Raw genomic sequence first — 15,423 nt, forward strand, 5'->3', positions numbered from 1 at the left:
AAAGGGACCGCCTATCAGACGGTCCCCTTGTAAAAACGCAGGACAAATTGTGCCCCCTGAGGGGTGCGGTTGCGGGCCTGGATGGTGCCCCCCTGGCCGGTGACAATGCGTTGGGTGAGGGACAGGCCAATGCCAAAGCCGTGGGCGGAGCGGGAGGAACCCCGGTAGAACCGCTCAAAGAGGTGGGGGAGATCCTGGGGGGCAATCCCTGGCCCGGTATCCTCCACCACCAACTCGGAAAAGAGAGCATTTTCCCGTCCGGAAATGGTAATGGAACCCCCAGCTGGGGTGTGTTCCATGGCGTTTTTGATGAGGTTTCCCACCGCCTCGGATGTCCAGTGTACGTCCCCAGTGAAGGAGCCGGAGCAGTCCACCGAGAAGGTCTGTTCCCGCAGTTCCATGGGGATGAGGAAGGGGGCGGCAGCTTGCGCCACCACCTGCTCCAGAGGGACGGTGTCGGAGCGGAAGGGGATGGTGCCTGCCTCCAGCTTGGAGAGCTTCAGGAGGGTGGTCACCAGCCAATCCATCTGGCCCAGCAGCTGGGTGAGCTCCCGGCACAGCTTGGCCCTTCGCTGGGGGGGAAGGTCCTCCCGGGTCAGCAGTTCTGCCACCAGATTCATGGAGGTCAGCGGGGTGCGCAGCTGGTGGGACAGGTCGGCCAGGGAGTTGGCCAGATATACCTTGTCCTCCTGGAGGGCCTGCTGCTGTTCCCGCAGCCGCACCGTCATCTTGTGAATTTCGCTGCGCAATATGCCCAGTTCTCCCTCGCGGTACTCCTCCACTCCCAGGTGCTCCTCCCCGTGGAGAATGCGGTTGAGAGTCTGGGAGAGCCGGGCCAGTTCCCGGTCAGTGCGGGTGGCATTCCACTCCGCCAGGCCCCAAAAGCCCAGACACAGAGGCAGCAGGAGCAGACCCGGTATTCCACCTAGGTAGAAGCCAAATCCGGTGGCGGCAATGGTGAGGAGGAGAAAGAGCAGACGGGTGAGGGTTTTATATGCCAAGCCCTTCACCCCATTTCCGCTTTGTACCCCAGCCCTCGCACGGTTTTGATGAGGGTGGGGGCCTGGGGATTGTCCTCAATTTTCTCCCGCAGCCGCTTGATGTACACCGTCAGGGTGTTGTCGCTCACAAAGTCCCCGGCAATGTCCCAGATGCCCTCCAGCAGTTGGTTGCGGGTGAGTACCGCCCCGGGGTGGTTGAGAAACATCAGCAGCAGCCGGTACTCCAGGGCGGACAGGTTCAAATCCCGCCCGTCTTTGGTAGCAGTGCCCCGGACGGTGTCCACTTCCACCCGGCCCAGGCGCACCAGACCGCCGCCGCTGCCCGTGCGCCGCAGCACGTTTTTGATGCGCATGAGCAGTTCCCGGGGGCGGAAGGGCTTGGGAATGTAGTCGTCTGCCCCCACTTCAAACCCGGTGACGGTGCTGTACTCGTCCCCGGAGGCGGTGAGGAAAATCACCGGAAGGTGGTACAGGGCCTTCACCGCCGAGCACACCGCAAAGCCGTTGCCGTCAGCCAGGGAGATGTCCAGCAGGATGAGGTCGAACTGCTCCTCTTCCAGCCGCTCCAGGGCTGCCGCCTGGCCCGATGCGCTGCCCACCCGGAAGCCCTCCCCCTCCAGATACTCGGTGAGGTTGTCCACAATGTGTTTGTCGTCTTCTACTAAGAGAATGGATTGCATGGTTTCACCCGCCTTTTTTGCCATGATATCACATTGTAAGGGTGTTTGCCAAGAAAATCCCGGGGTGTATGCCCTATTGACACAGTAGGAAAATTGTCATAAAATCAAGCTATTGTTTGGAAACAAAGGGAGAACGTCATATGATTGAGTTAAAACATATCACAAAACGCTTCCCCACCGCTGAGGGGGAGTTCACCGCCTTGAACGATGTGTCCCTGACCATTGGAGATGGGGACATCTTCGGCATTGTGGGCATGAGTGGCGCCGGTAAGTCCACCCTGGTGCGCTGCCTGAACCTGCTGGAGCGACCCAGTGAGGGCCAGGTGGTCATCGATGGGGAGGACCTGTGCGTCATGTCTCAGAAGGAGCTGACCCTGCGCCGCCGCTCCATCAGCATGATTTTCCAGCACTTCAACCTGCTCATGCAGCGCACCTGCCTGGACAACATCTGCTTCCCCATGGAGATTGCCGGGAAGAAGGGGTCTGAGGTGAAGAAAAAGGCCCGGGAGCTGCTGGACATTGTTGGTCTGCCCGACAAGGCGGATGCCTACCCCGCCCAGCTCTCCGGCGGCCAGAAGCAGCGCATCGCCATCGCCCGTGCTCTGGCCTCTGACCCCAAAATTTTGCTGTGCGACGAGGCTACCTCCGCTCTGGACCCCAAGACCACCCGGGATATTTTGCGCCTGATTCAGGACATCAACCGCCGGTTGGGTATCACCGTGGTGATCATCACCCACGAGATGGGGGTCATCGAGGAGATCTGCTCCCATGTGGCCATTCTGGACCACGGCGTGCTCCAGGAGACGGGCACGGTGGAAGAGGTGTTCTCCAACCCCAAGACCGAGGCGGGCCGCCGCCTGGTGTACCCTGACGGGGTGGTCATTGACCAGCTGCCTGCGGCCAATGTCATCCGCATTGCCTTCAACGGAAGTTCTTCTTACGAGCCCCTCATCGCCTCTCTGGCCATGGACTGCCAGGTGAAGGTGAACATTCTGGGTGCCGACACCCGCAACGTGGATGGAAAGGCCTTTGGCACCATGCTGTTGGGCCTGCCCGAGGACGCCGAGGAGCGGGCCCGTGCCGTGGCCTATATCAAAAACCAGCCCAATGTGACCATGGAGGAGGTGCACGACTATCATGGATAAGTTTATGGCCGATTTGGCCCAGGTCTTTACCAATGAGAAGTACCTCCATGAGTTCCTCTCCGGCACCTGGGAAACCCTGTACTCCACCATTTTGGCCACCTTGGTGGCCTATGCCCTGGGCTTGATTCTGGGCGTGCTGCTGGTGGCAGGAGAGGAAAATGGAATCTTGCCCTTGCCTCGCCCGGTGATGAAGGTGCTCAACGTGATCATCAACGTGCTCCGTTCGGTGCCCTTCCTCATCCTCATGATCATTGTGCTGCCTCTGAGCGCGGTGCTGGTGGGCACCCGAATTGGCACCATTGCCTCCATCCCACCCCTGGTCATTGCCTCTGCTCCCTTTGTGGCCCGTTTGGTGGAGGCCTCGCTGCGGGAGATGGATAAGGGTGTGCTGGAAGCCGCCCAGGCCATGGGCTGCACACCTTGGCAGATCATCTGGAAAGTTCTGTTGCCCGAGTGCCTACCCTCTTTGATCTCTGGCTTTACCACCTCGTTTATCACCATCTTGAGCTATGGCGCCATGGCTGGCGCCATTGGCGGCGGCGGTCTGGGTAAGATCGCCATCAACTACGGTTACTACCGCTATCAGCCCGCCGTGATGCTCATTGCTGTGGTGCTCATTGTGATTTTGGTGCAGATCTTCCAGTCTCTGGGCACCCATTTCGCGGTGTCCCTGGATCGGCGCATCACCAAGCGTGGCCGCAAGTCCGCCCGGAAAAAGCAGCGGGCAGAGAAGGCCGGACTCCAGTAAACTGTATCAAACCGAGAGAGCGGGTGGCTCTCTCGGTTTTTCTTTTGTGCAATCTGCTGGTTGACAATGGGCGGGGAAGGGGGGTATACTCTTGCCCAGTAAAACAAAATACGGTTTCACAAAGGCAATGAAGAGAAGAGTAGGCGTGAAGATACGGCACAGAGAGCCCGGGTAGCTGGAAGCGGGTACGGAAGGTCACGGTGAACATGGTCTCGGAGCTGCGCACCGACTGCAAGGGCCCTTGCATAGGCTGCGACGGGAGTGCCCGTCATCGCACAGGAGTATCGGATGGTAGTAGCTTACCCTCCCGCACTCTGTAAGGCTTTTCTCGTGAGGGAAAAGTGAACCAAGGTGGTACCACGAAGCGAAAGCTCTCGTCCTTGACAGATTGGGTTCTGTTAAGGGCGTTTTTGTTTTATGTAGAACATTTTGAAGGAGAAATTACCATGAAAAAGAAAATTCTTGCTCTGACCCTGGCCGCTGTGGCCTCCCTGTCCCTGCTGGCCGGCTGCGGGTCCAAGACCGACGATGCCAAAGTGATCACCGTGGGCGCTTCCCCTGCCCCTCACGCTGAAATTCTGGAAGTGGCCAAGGATGTGCTGGCCGAGCAGGGCTACACCTTGGAGATCCAGGAGTACAACGACTACATCGTGCCCAACCAGGCTGTGGAGTCCGGCGAGAACGACGCCAACTACTTCCAGCACATCACCTATTTGAACAACTTCAACAAGGAAAACGGCACCCACCTGGTGAGCGTGGCCACCATCCACTACGAGCCCTTCGGCATCTACGCCGGTAAGTGCACCAACCTGGCTGAGCTGCCTGACGGCGCTCAGATCGGTATTCCCAACGACCCCACCAACGGTGGCCGTGCTCTGCTGCTGCTCCAGGAGCAGGGCCTCATTCAGCTGGCTGACAACGTGGGTCTGGAGCCCACCAAGCTGGACATCGTGGACAACCCCCACAACTACCAGATCGAGGAGATCGAGGCCGCTCAGCTGCCCCGCTCTCTCAGCAGCCTGGACATCGCAGTTATCAACGGCAACTACGCCATTGAGGGCGGTCTGAAGGTCAACGAAGCTCTGGCTGTGGAGTCCTCCCAGGGCACCGCTGCCGAGGCTTACGGCAATGTGCTGGTGGTGAAAGAGGGTCACGAGAATGACGAGGCCATCCAGGCTCTGGTGAAGGCCCTCCAGTCCGACGAGGTGAAGGCCTATATCCAGGAGACCTACTCCGACGGCTCCGTGCAGCCCCTGTTCTAAGCAGCATCAACCTTGAAAGTGCTGCACCAGGCTGTCCCACCACTCCAAGACCTTGAAGCGCAGCACATATTCCCCGTCCTGACCGGAAATGAGGGAGATTTGGTCCTCGCTGAGTACCCCAGAGGCGGAGGTGGCCACGCTCTCCTCGCTCACTGAGCTCAGGCACAGGGGAGGGTAGACCACGCACCACCAGTTGTGGCCCTGCCCCTCCCCCAGAATCACCTGGAGGGAGCGGTAGGTGCCAGCGGGCAAGGCGAAGTCGGTGTATTCACGGGTGGGGAACCACTGGTCCGTGATGGACACGGTGATGGGATAGTCCATCCCCGCCTGGCTGAGCACCTGCGCCCCGGCGTCGGCCAGCTCCTCCAAGTGGGGCTCCAAAGCCTGCTGGGCCTCATCCTGACCCTGCACCCCATCCAGATAGGGGGTGGCAGCGGTGAGGATGGCATCCCGCACCTGAAGCTTCACCGCCTGGTCGGCATCGCTGTCCGAGTTGGCCACCACATGCAGGCGCAGCACCTCGTCGGCCAGTGCGCCTTGGGTGGCGCTGGCCCACATGCCAATGGTGAGCACAATGGCAAAGGCCATGAGCAGGGCCGCTTCCCAGCGATGTAAATGATGAGAGTACATAAAAAACACCGTCCTAAGTAAGAGAGTGAAGTCTCTTACAGTATGGACGGTGTTTTTTTGGTTTAGTCCAAAAAATACAAGCATTTTTTGTGTACGGGAAAACTCTGCTCTAGAGCTTCTAGGGAGCCTAGACCGGTCGGCACACAAATACGTCTTTGTACTGCTCCTTCAAGGCATCGGCGGCCTGTTGGGCCTTGCTCTCGTCCTCAAAGAGGCCGAACACGGTGGGGCCGCTGCCGGACATGACAGCCCCCAGGGCGCCGTACTCAATGAGGGTGGACTTAATTTCGTCCACCGTTTGGCGGTGGCGGGGCTCCAATACGTCCTCAAAGACGTTGTACAGCCGCCGGGCTACCCCCTGTAAGTCGCCCCCCTCCAGGGCCTTCACCAGCCCCTGGGTGTCAGGGCGGCAGGTAATTTTCTTCACGTTCACCCGGCCAAACAGCTGGGGGGTGGAGATGGGGAAGGGGGGCTTGCACACCACAATGTAGCAGGGGGGCAGGGAGGCGATGGGAGTGACCCGTTCGCCCCGGCCCTCCACCAGGGCGGTGCCGCCCACCACGCAGTAGGGAACATCGGAGCCTACAGTGGCCCCAATGTCCGCAAGCTCCAGAGGGGAAAGCCCGGTGTGGTACATCTCATTCATGGCCCGCAGCACGGCGGCAGCGTCGGAGCTGCCCCCGGCCATGCCCGCACACACGGGGATGCGCTTGTCAATGTGGATGTTCAGCATCTCCCCCTGCCCGGTGGCAGAGCGGAACGCAGCGGCGGCTTTTTGGGCCAGATTGCTGCCATCGGAGGGGAGAAAAGACAGGTTGGTGGACATGGTCCCTTCGCCCGGTGTGAGGGTGAGGGTGTCGGTGAGGTCAATGGATATCATGACCATCTGCAAGTCGTGGTACCCATCTTCCCGGCGGCGGAGAATGTCCAGGGACAGGTTCAGCTTGGCGTAGGCGTTTGTCTCCATGTGCAACCTCCAGCCTTAGTCCATGGCGGCCAGGATGGCCTCCAGCAGCTGGTCGTATTCCTCCAGGGCGGGCACTTCGGGGTGCTCGGCCTGGATAGCGGGGGTGCTCTTGAAGAGGAAACCGGCCTTGCTGGCCCCGATCATACCCAGGTCGTTGTAGCTGTCCCCGGCGGCAATGGTGGTAAAGCCTGCCGATTGCAGGGCCTTCACCGTGGTGAGCTTGGACTGGGGGCAGCGCATCTGGTGCCCGGTGATGGTGCCGTCCTCGGCCACTTCCAGGGTGTTGCAGAAGATGGTGGGCCAGCCCAACTTTTTCATCAGGGGCTGGGCGAACTGCTCAAAGGTATCGCTGAGGATGATGACCTGGGTTTTCTCTCGCAGGGCGTCCAAAAACTCTTTGGCGCCGGGCAGGGGGTCCAGGGTGGCGATGGTCTCCTGGATGTCGGCCAGCTTCAGCCCGTGCTGAGCCAAGATATCCAAGCGGTAGCGCATCAGCTTGTCGTAGTCCGGCTCGTCGCGGGTGGTGCGCTCCAGCTCGGGAATGCCCCGGGCCTGGGCGAAGGCAATCCAGATCTCCGGGACCAGGACTCCCTCCAAATCCAGACAGGTGATGTACATGACCCATTCCTCCTTATATATAAGCAATTACAGGGTGCCCAAAAACCGCTCCAGGCGGGTGAGGGCCTCGGTGAGGTTTTTCATGGATGCGGCGTAGCAGGCCCGCACAAAGCCCTCGCCGCCGGGGCCGAAGGCGTTGCCGGGAATGACAGCCACATGCTCCTGGGCCAGGAACTTGTCGCAGAATTCCTCGCTGGACAGTCCGGTGGAGCGGATGCAGGGGAAGACATAGAAGGCGCCCCGGGGCTCGAAGCAGTCCAGACCCAGCTTGCGGAAGCCGTCCACCAGGAACCGGCGGCGGCCGTCGTACTCCTGCTTCATGGCCTCGATGTCCCGGTCCCCGTGCTCCATGGCCTCGATGGCGGCGTACTGGCTGGTGGTGGGGGCGGACATGATGCCATATTGGTGCAGCTTGGTCATGGCGGCGATGATCTCCTTGGGGCCGCACACATAGCCCATGCGCCAGCCGGTCATAGAATATGCCTTGGAAAAGCCGTTGATGACAATGGTGCGCTCATACATGTCGGGGATGTTGGCCATGGACACATGGTGCTGGCCGTAAGTGAGCTCGGCATAGATTTCATCAGACACCACCATAATATTGGTACCCCGCAGCACCTCCGCCAGAGCCTCCAGATCCTCCCGGTGCATAATGCCGCCGGTGGGGTTGTTGGGGAAGGGGAGCACCAAAATCTTGGTGCGGGGGGTGATGGCGGCCTTCAGCTCCTCAGGGGTGAGGCGGAACTCGTTTTCCACCTTGGTCTCCACGTATACGGGCACGCCGTGGATCATGGACACCAGAGGGCCATAGCACACAAAAGAGGGAGTGGGGATGATGACCTCGTCCCCCGGCTCCAGCAGGCAGCGGAAGGCCAGGTCTAGGCCCTCACTGCCGCCCACGGTGACCAGGGTCTGCCCGATGGGCTGATACTCCAGGTCGAACCGGCGCTTGAGGTAGCGGCAGATGGCACGGCGCAGGTCGGACAGACCGGCGTTGGGGGTGTACTTGGTAAAGCCCTTTTCCAGGGAGTAGATGCCCGCGTCTCGGATGTGCCAGGGGGTCTGGAAGTCGGGCTCGCCCACGCCCAGGGAGATGGCGTCGTCCATCTCAGCCATGATGTCGAAGTATTTTCGAATGCCGGAGGGGGGAACTTCCTGAATCCGACGGCTTAAAATCTGTTGATAGTCCATCAGTCTAACACGAACCTTTCTTCCTGTTCCTCTTGCACCGGGAAAATCAGGTGCTTTTCCTTATATTTCTTTAAAATAAAGTGGGTGGCGGTGCCGGTGACACCCTCCATGGGGGCCAGCTTCTCGCCTACAAACCGGGCCACCTCCTGCAAGGTGCGTCCCGAGATGATGACGGTGAAGTCAAAGGAGCCGCTCATGAGATACAGGGACTCCACCTCGTCGTACTGGTAGATGCGCTGGGCGATGCGGTCAAAGCCGTCTCCGCGCTGGGGGGTCACCTTCACCTCAATGAGGGCGGTCACCGACTCCCGATGGGTGCGGTCCCAGTCCACAATGGCCTTGTAGCCCACGATGATGTGGTCCTTCTCATATTCGGCAATGGCTGCTGCCACCTCCGCTTCGGTGGAGCCGGTCATGGATGCCAACTGGGACGGGGTGAGGGTACAATCGTTTTCCAAAAGTTGCAGCAGCTGTTTCATGCTAGATCCTCCTTTTTTGGGTCCGCCGCCTTTCCCGGCGGCAGATACCGGCGTGGAAAGGGGTTGAAAGACATTATACACTTTAATGCAGTGAAATGCAATCCCTACCCCGATGGGAGACAGCCCTTGGCACTTTTCATAAAAATATCCTTCCATTGTTGGTATATGAGTGATATAATACAACATTGTGATACTTCACATGAACACAGAGAAGGAGGCAGTGTGGATGGACTATACCATGCTAATTGACCGAATTCTGGAAGCAGAACGATCTGCCCGGGATGTTGCGGAAGAGGTTAAGACCCAGAAAGCCAATTTCGAAGCAGAATTGGAGCAGGAAAAGGCCGCCATTGCCCAGAAATATCTGGACCGGGCGGGGACCTGGCTGGAGGAACTGAAAAGCCAGGAGGAAGAGAAGAAAGAGCAGCTGATTGCTGCCCAAAAGGTGCGTCTGGCCGACGCTGAGGCCAAGATGGAGCGCGCTTACACTCGGTATGGGGACAACTGGGTGGATACCTTGTTTCACCAGACGGTTGATATTCGGTGAGCGCAGGATATGAGGCTCTGGCCACCAAGGCCAAAGCTATGTACGGAAAGCGCATTACCCGGCAGGAGCTGGAGCGAATTGCCGGAATGCGCTCGGTGGACGACGTGCTGGCCGAGCTGCGCCAGCTGCCTGGATGGAGCCACGCTTCCGAGCATCTGCCCCAAGATGCTCTCTTGACCCGTGCCACCCTGGAGTCTGCCTTGCGGGAACAAATTCGCCAGGAATACTTGAGCTTGCTGGCCTTTGTCCCCCATAAAGATCGAACCATCATGGAATTCCCCATTATGCGGGCGGTGATGGACGAGATTTTGGCGGCGCTGCGCCACCTCCACGCCAGCATTTATAAGGAAGTGGAGCCCCTGCCCCCCGCCTTTATGAGCCACACCAAGGTGGATGTGCAGGCCCTGCGCCGGTGTACCTCCTACGATGGGCTGTTGGAGGCCACTCAGGGGTGCATTTACCACGACGCGCTGGAGCGGCTGCGTTCCACCGACGGGAGCCTGCCCGACTACGGTGTCACCGAGGCGCTGCTGAGCGGGGTGTACTACCGCCACTTGCAGTCCATCATCCGCCGCAAGTATGACGGAGATGTGCGCCGCATTTTGGAGAAATCCGTGGGCAGCCAGGTGGATATGCTCAACCTCATGCACATTTTGCGCATGAAGCGGTATTTCCCCCAGGAGGACAACTACCTGCCGGTGCTGTTGCCCTACCACTACAAGCTCAAACCCCAAATGATTCATGCTATGTGTGCCGCCCCCAATGCGGAGGCGGTGCTGGAGCTGGCCGAGCAAACCCCCTACGGCTCTGTGTTTCACAAAGAGAGCGGGGAGGACCTCAACCACCTCTACACAGCCAACCTCTACCGTACCAGCCGCCGCCAACTGATGATGGGCAAGCCCTCCATCTACAGCGCCGTGGCCCTAATCAACCTGCGGGAGATCGAACTCAAAGCCGTGGTCTCTGCGGTGGAGGCTGCCAAATACCAGATGGCCCTGAACCCGTCCATTCTGGACATGATGGACCGCTGAGGAGGGAGTACATGTCTGTTCAAGCAATGAAATTTGTCACCATCACCGGACCGCTGCCGGAATTTGAGGCGGTGGTGCGCCGGTGTGTGGTGGGCCAGCAATTTCATCCGGAAAGTGTGTTGCAGGTGATGCACCGCAACACCCACCTGCGTTCCCTGAACATGCCCAATCAGGTTATGCCGGTGCTGCGTCAGGCGGAGGAAGTGCTGGAACGGCTGGGAATCCAGCCGGAGTATAGCCCCTTTTCTGATGAGGGCCAGCTGGACGAGGGACAGCGGTATCTGGACGAACTGACCCAAAAGCTGGATCAGATGGACCAGTGGGAGGAGGCCTTGAAGCAGGAGACCGCTGACGACCGCTCTTCCGTGTCCCAGCTGGAGAAGCTGTCCGGCATCTCGGTGCAACTGGACACCCTGCGCAACATGGACCACCTGATTTTCCGCTTCGGCCACATGCCCGAGGACAGTTACCGCACCTTCTCGGAGGTGCTGGATAAGCGGGAGGACTGCTATTTCTTCCCCACCCACACGGAAAACAACCAGGTGTACGGCTGTTACTTCGCCCTGCGTGCTCGGGAGGAGAAGGTGGATGCCCTCTTTGACTCCATGCACTTTGTTCAGGTCTCCCTGGATGACCGCCTGGGCGGCACCGCCCAAGAGGCCATTGACGCGCTGCGCCACGAGATGGAGGACGACGAGCAGGCCCTGGAGCAGATCAAAGGACAGCGCACCCAACTAGCCGACCAGGAGCGGGAGCACCTGTTGAGTCTGCGCTCCTGGCTGTGCCGGGAAAATCAGGTCATGGAGATGCGCCGCTTCGGGGCGCGCTCCAAGGAGACCTTCTACCTCATGGGCTGGGTGCCCGAGGACGACTTGGACGAGTTCCTGGCCCGGGTGGATTCCTACGGCGCTTTGGACTACGTGGTGGACAAGGCGGAGGAGACCGAACTGACGCCTCCCACCAAGTTGAAAAATTCCCTGTTGGGCCGGATCTTTGAGCCGTTTTTGCGGATGTACGGCCTGCCCAACTATCACGAGTATGACCCGTCTTTGTTTATGGCCATCACCTACTGTGTGTTCTTCGGCATCATGTTCGGTGACGTGGGCCAGGGCATTGGTCTGGCCCTCATCGGCCTGTTTTTGGCGGTGAAAAAGCAGATGTGGCTGGGGAAGATCATCGCCTGCTGCGGCGTTTCCTCCACCATCTTCGGCTTCGTCTACGGCTCGGTGTTTGGCTTTGAGGAAATCCTCCCCGGATTTAAGATCCTGGAGGGGAGCAATGTGGTATACCTGCTGGTGGCCTCTCTGGCCATGGGCGTGGCGATGCTGGCCTTTGTGATGGTGCTCAATGTGTTAAACGGCATCCGTCAGCACGATTTTGACAAGATCTTCTTTGGTCCCAACGGTCTGGCCGGCATGGTGTTCTATTTGGGCCTCATCATTGCCGCTATGGTCACCCTCTTTGGCGGGTTCAACCTGTTCCAGGTGTGGTATGTGCTGCCGGTGCTGGTGCTGCCTCTGGTGCTCATTCTGTTCCGGGAGCCCCTGTCCGCTCTGGCCGAGGGAAAAGAGGACTGGAAGCCCGAGTCCCTGGGGGGCCTGCTGGTCTCCGGCTTCTTCGAGCTGTTTGAGACCCTGCTGTCCTTCCTCACCAACACCCTGTCTTTCCTGCGTGTGGGCGCCTACGCCATCACCCACGTGTGCCTGATGCTGGTCATCCACACCATGGCAGGGGCTGACCTCAACCCCATCGTTCTCATCCTGGGCAACCTGTTTGTCATGGGCTTTGAGGGCCTGCTGGTGGGCATCCAGGTGCTGCGTCTGGAGTTCTACGAGCTGTTTGGTCGCTTCTATCAGGACAGCGGTCGGGAGTACCGCCCCCGCCTGGTGGATTATACGTCGAAAAACTCTTAAGATAAAAATTGGAGGTATTATTATGAAAATCATCCTGTTTATTCTGGGTTCCCTGATGCTGTTTCTGCCCCTGGTGACCATCGCGGTGAAGAAGCTCACCGGCGCTTCCGCCCGTCACGCTCTGCTGAGCAACATCGCCATGTTCTGCGGCCTGTTTGTCATCACCGCCGTGCTGGGCCTCACCGGCGCTTCCGCTGCCACCCCCGAAACCACCGCTGTGGCTGCTGACGGTCTGGCCACTGGTCTGAAGTACATCGGCGCCGGTTTGGCCGTGGGCCTGTCCGGCATCGGCGGCGGCATCGCCGTGTCCTCCTCCGCTTCCGCCGCTCTGGGCGCCATCTCCGAGAACGACTCCATGTTCGGTAAGTCCCTGATCTTCGTGGGTCTGGCCGAAGGCGTGGCTCTGTACGGTCTGATTATTGCCTTGGTTCTCCTGTTTGTATCTTAATGGAGTTTACCCATGCGTTACTTTGTCATCTCCGATAATACGGACACCCAAGTGGGCCTGCGCCTGGCCGGAGTGGAAGGCGTGGTGGCTCGCAGCAAGGAGGAGGCGGAGAAGGCCATTGCCAAGGTTCTTTCCGACGAGACGGTGGGCATTTTGCTCATCACCGAAAGTCTGGCCGAGCAGTGTTCCGACCAGCTGGCAGACTGGAAGATGAATGGCCGCACCCCTCTGGTGGTGGAGATTCCGGATCGACATGGAGCTCGCAACCACGATGCCATTGGCCGGTACATCCGAGAGGCCATTGGCGTAAAACTATAACTCGACAGGAGAATCCCAGAAGACAAGGAGGGATCGGAACATGCCAGAACAAACGGAAAAACTGCTTCACTTTACCGAAGAGGTGGTACGCAACGCCGCTATGCAAAGTGAGCAGATGAAGAAAGAATTGGACGCGGCCAGAGCGGAGGCCCTGGCCGAGGCGAAAATTGGGGCCAAGGAGGCGGCTCGCGCCTACTACGACAAGGAGGCAGCCCGCATCCGGGCCGAGTCCGGCCGTGAGGTGTCCCGACACTTGATGGAGAGCAAGCGGAAAATCTACCTGCGCCGCAAGGAGATCACCCAAGAGGTGTTCCAGCAGGTGTGTGAGCGCATTGGAGCCTTCACCGCCGGGGAGACCTACTACACCCACATGGAGGAAATGCTCCGCCATGCCCTGGAGCTGCTGCCCGGAGCTCAGGCGGTGACGGTGCAGCTGCGGGGAGAGGATATGCCCTTTGCCCCCAAGCTGGCCGCTGCCCTGGCTCCTGTGCAGGTGGAGTGCCAGGAGGGAAGCTTCTCCCTGGGCGGCTTTATCGTCCACTGCAGCCAGTTGGGGCTGCGGGTGGACTGTTCCTTTGACAACCGGCTGGACGAGCTGGCCGGCCACTTCGCCGAGTCCTTCGGGTTGTCCCTGTCCGATGACCTGAACGAGATGTGAGGAGGCGAAAGCGGAATATGAGTGAATATCAGATTTATAGCGTCAACGGCCCTGTGGTCAAGGTGGTTGGCGGCAAAGGCCTTGCCATGATGGACATGGTGTACGCCGGTGACCAGCAGCTCATCGGCGAGGTGGTGGGCGTGGAAGGGGATATGACCACCGTGCAGGTGTACGAGGACACCGCCGGTCTGGCCCCCGGTCAGCCTGTGGTTACCACCGGCTCCCCCATGGCCCTCATGCTGGGTCCCGGCCTGCTGGGTAACATCTTTGACGGCATTGCCCGCCCCCTGAAGGACCTGGAGGCCATTTCCGGCCCCTTCCTGGGCCGGGGCGTCAACATCCCAGCTCTGGATCTCACCAAGAAGTGGGATGTGGAGATTACCGTGAAAGAGGGAGACCAGGTCAAGCCCGGCACCCTCTACGCCCAGTGCCAGGAGACCGCCGCCATCCTCCACCGCTGCCTCACCCCCGCTGGACTCGCCGGTACCGTCACCCGAGTGGTGGAGAGCGGGGCCTACACCGTGGAGGACGTGCTGGTGGAGGTCACCGACCAGCGCGGTAAGGTGACGAGACTGAAGCTGGCCACCCGGTGCACCATCCGGGGGGCGCGGCCCATTGCCCAGCGTCTGCCCATCCACCGTCCCCTCATCACCGGCCAGCGGATTTTGGACACCCTGTTCCCCATCGGCAAGGGGGGCGCGGCCGCCATTCCCGGCCCCTTCGGCGCGGGCAAGACCATGACCCAGCACCAGCTGGCCAAGTGGTCGGACGCAGACATCATCGTCTACTTGGGCTGCGGCGAGCGGGGCAACGAGATGACCCAGGCCCTGGAGGAGTTCTCCGAACTGAAGGACCCCCGCACCGGCCTGCCCCTGATGAACCGTACCATTTTGATTGCCAACACCTCCAATATGCCGGTGGCTGCCCGTGAGGCCTCGGTGTACACCGGTATGACCATCGCCGAGTACTACCGGGATATGGGCTACCACGTGGCCCTCATGGCCGACTCCACCTCCCGCTGGGCCGAGGCTCTGCGTGAGATCTCCGGCCGTCTGGAGGAGATGCCCGCCGAAGAGGGCTTCCCCGCCTATCTGGCCTCCCGTCTGGCTGAGTTCTACGAGCGGGCGGGCTATGTGGAGACCCTGGAAGGAAAGGAGGGCTCCGTCACTGTCATTGGCGCTGTCTCCCCCCAGGGCGGCGACTTCTCCGAGCCGGTGACCCAGAACACCAAGCGCTTTGTCCGCTGCTTCTGGGCCCTGGACCGCAGCCTGGCCTACGCCCGGCACTTCCCCTCTATCAACTGGCTCAACTCCTACTCGGAGTACACCGTGGATTTCAAAGACTGGTACAGTGAGAACGTCTCGCCGGACTTTGCTCCCTGCCGCCAGCGCATTGCCAACCTGCTGCGGGAGGAAAGCCAGCTGATGGAAATTGTCAAGCTCATTGGCTCGGACATTCTCCCCGAGAACCAGAAGCTCATCATGGAGACCGCCCGCCTCATCCGCCTGGGCTTCCTCCAGCAAAACTCCTACAACCCCGTGGACACCTATGTGCCCCTGCAAAAGCAGCTTTTGATGATGCAGACCATTCTGCGCCTGTACGACGGGGTGAAAGAGGGCATTGACAAGGCCATCCCCCTGTCCCAGTACACCGCCACCGGCATTTTTGACGCGGTGGTGAAGATGAAGTACGAGATTCCCAACGAAGACCTGTCCAAGTTTGACGACTACACCGCCATGATCGACAAAGCCCTGGAGCAGGTCAACACTGCCAATAGCTGAGGTGAC

The 15,423-nt window shown here is 59.8% G+C and carries 17 protein-coding genes and 1 other annotated feature; of the genes, 10 read left to right on the forward strand and 7 right to left on the reverse strand.

Annotation, left to right across the window (positions count from 1 at the left end; translation table 11 throughout):
• Positions 1-14 precede the first annotated feature (14 nt).
• Complete coding sequence (locus B5G37_RS06865; protein WP_143482894.1) at positions 15-1,001, reverse strand: HAMP domain-containing sensor histidine kinase; 987 nt, start codon at positions 999-1,001, stop codon at positions 15-17.
• A gap of 5 nt (positions 1,002-1,006) precedes the next feature.
• Positions 1,007-1,681: a response regulator transcription factor gene (locus B5G37_RS06870; protein WP_087255817.1), complete on the reverse strand. Its 675-nt coding sequence runs from the start codon at positions 1,679-1,681 to the stop codon at positions 1,007-1,009.
• A 140-nt stretch (positions 1,682-1,821) separates the two neighbouring features.
• On the opposite strand from B5G37_RS06870, the gene B5G37_RS06875 reads away from it, so the two are divergent.
• The 3 genes from B5G37_RS06875 to B5G37_RS06885 all read left to right on the forward strand — a co-directional run bounded on the left by B5G37_RS06875 (position 1,822) and on the right by B5G37_RS06885 (position 4,836).
• Positions 1,822-2,826 (forward strand): ATP-binding cassette domain-containing protein, encoded by a 1,005-nt coding sequence (locus B5G37_RS06875; protein WP_087255819.1) that lies wholly within the window; start codon positions 1,822-1,824, stop codon positions 2,824-2,826.
• Positions 2,819-3,574, forward strand: coding sequence for a methionine ABC transporter permease (locus B5G37_RS06880; protein WP_087255821.1), 756 nt, complete (start codon positions 2,819-2,821; stop codon positions 3,572-3,574). Before B5G37_RS06875 ends, B5G37_RS06880 begins: the two co-directional genes overlap by 8 nt.
• Positions 3,575-3,692: 118 nt before the next feature.
• Positions 3,693-3,959: a binding site (T-box leader), on the forward strand.
• Between the two features lie 61 nt (positions 3,960-4,020).
• On the forward strand, positions 4,021-4,836 hold the full coding sequence (locus tag B5G37_RS06885; protein WP_087255823.1) for a MetQ/NlpA family ABC transporter substrate-binding protein: 816 nt from the start codon (positions 4,021-4,023) through the stop codon (positions 4,834-4,836).
• Between the two features lie 6 nt (positions 4,837-4,842).
• Here B5G37_RS06885 and spoIIR read toward each other — a convergent pair whose 3' ends face one another.
• The 5 genes from spoIIR to B5G37_RS06910 all read right to left on the reverse strand — a co-directional run bounded on the left by spoIIR (position 4,843) and on the right by B5G37_RS06910 (position 8,721).
• Entirely contained in the window at positions 4,843-5,466 is a 624-nt protein-coding gene (gene spoIIR / locus B5G37_RS06890) for a stage II sporulation protein R (RefSeq protein ID WP_087255825.1), read from the reverse strand.
• A gap of 127 nt (positions 5,467-5,593) precedes the next feature.
• Positions 5,594-6,433 carry a 4-(cytidine 5'-diphospho)-2-C-methyl-D-erythritol kinase gene (gene ispE / locus B5G37_RS06895; RefSeq protein ID WP_087255829.1) on the reverse strand — a complete coding sequence of 280 codons (840 nt, stop codon included), beginning with the start codon at positions 6,431-6,433 and terminating at the stop codon, positions 5,594-5,596.
• A gap of 15 nt (positions 6,434-6,448) precedes the next feature.
• A complete protein-coding gene (thrH, locus tag B5G37_RS06900) occupies positions 6,449-7,051 on the reverse strand; it encodes a bifunctional phosphoserine phosphatase/homoserine phosphotransferase ThrH (RefSeq protein WP_087255832.1) in 603 nt (200 codons plus the stop codon).
• A 27-nt stretch (positions 7,052-7,078) separates the two neighbouring features.
• Positions 7,079-8,242, reverse strand: coding sequence for an aminotransferase class I/II-fold pyridoxal phosphate-dependent enzyme (locus B5G37_RS06905; protein WP_087255833.1), 1,164 nt, complete (start codon positions 8,240-8,242; stop codon positions 7,079-7,081).
• A complete protein-coding gene (locus B5G37_RS06910) occupies positions 8,242-8,721 on the reverse strand; it encodes an Lrp/AsnC family transcriptional regulator (protein WP_087255835.1) in 480 nt (159 codons plus the stop codon). Before B5G37_RS06910 ends, B5G37_RS06905 begins: the two co-directional genes overlap by 1 nt.
• Positions 8,722-8,947: 226 nt before the next feature.
• Between B5G37_RS06910 and B5G37_RS06915 the strand changes: the two genes are divergently transcribed.
• Genes B5G37_RS06915 through B5G37_RS06945 form a run of 7 tightly spaced genes read left to right on the forward strand, consistent with a single transcriptional unit; the run spans position 8,948 to position 15,417 of the window.
• The gene (locus B5G37_RS06915) at positions 8,948-9,268 is read left to right on the forward strand and encodes a hypothetical protein (protein ID WP_087255837.1); all 321 of its coding nucleotides are present in this window, start codon (positions 8,948-8,950) and stop codon (positions 9,266-9,268) included.
• Complete coding sequence (locus B5G37_RS06920) at positions 9,265-10,299, forward strand: V-type ATPase subunit (RefSeq protein ID WP_087255840.1); 1,035 nt, start codon at positions 9,265-9,267, stop codon at positions 10,297-10,299. The genes B5G37_RS06915 and B5G37_RS06920 overlap by 4 nt, the downstream gene beginning before the upstream one ends.
• An 11-nt stretch (positions 10,300-10,310) precedes the next feature.
• The gene (locus B5G37_RS06925) at positions 10,311-12,212 is read left to right on the forward strand and encodes a V-type ATPase 116kDa subunit family protein (RefSeq protein ID WP_087255842.1); all 1,902 of its coding nucleotides are present in this window, start codon (positions 10,311-10,313) and stop codon (positions 12,210-12,212) included.
• A gap of 22 nt (positions 12,213-12,234) precedes the next feature.
• Positions 12,235-12,660: an ATPase gene (locus tag B5G37_RS06930; RefSeq protein WP_087255843.1), complete on the forward strand. Its 426-nt coding sequence runs from the start codon at positions 12,235-12,237 to the stop codon at positions 12,658-12,660.
• A gap of 12 nt (positions 12,661-12,672) precedes the next feature.
• Positions 12,673-12,978 carry a V-type ATP synthase subunit F gene (locus B5G37_RS06935; protein WP_087255845.1) on the forward strand — a complete coding sequence of 102 codons (306 nt, stop codon included), beginning with the start codon at positions 12,673-12,675 and terminating at the stop codon, positions 12,976-12,978.
• A 40-nt stretch (positions 12,979-13,018) separates the two neighbouring features.
• Positions 13,019-13,636, forward strand: coding sequence for a V-type ATP synthase subunit E (locus B5G37_RS06940; protein ID WP_087255847.1), 618 nt, complete (start codon positions 13,019-13,021; stop codon positions 13,634-13,636).
• A gap of 17 nt (positions 13,637-13,653) precedes the next feature.
• Positions 13,654-15,417, forward strand: a complete 1,764-nt coding sequence (locus B5G37_RS06945) for a V-type ATP synthase subunit A (protein WP_087255849.1) — start codon at positions 13,654-13,656, stop codon at positions 15,415-15,417.
• Positions 15,418-15,423: the final 6 nt, after the last annotated feature.

The organism is Pseudoflavonifractor sp. An85, from assembly GCF_002161235.1.
Lineage (GTDB): Bacteria > Bacillota > Clostridia > Oscillospirales > Oscillospiraceae > Enterenecus.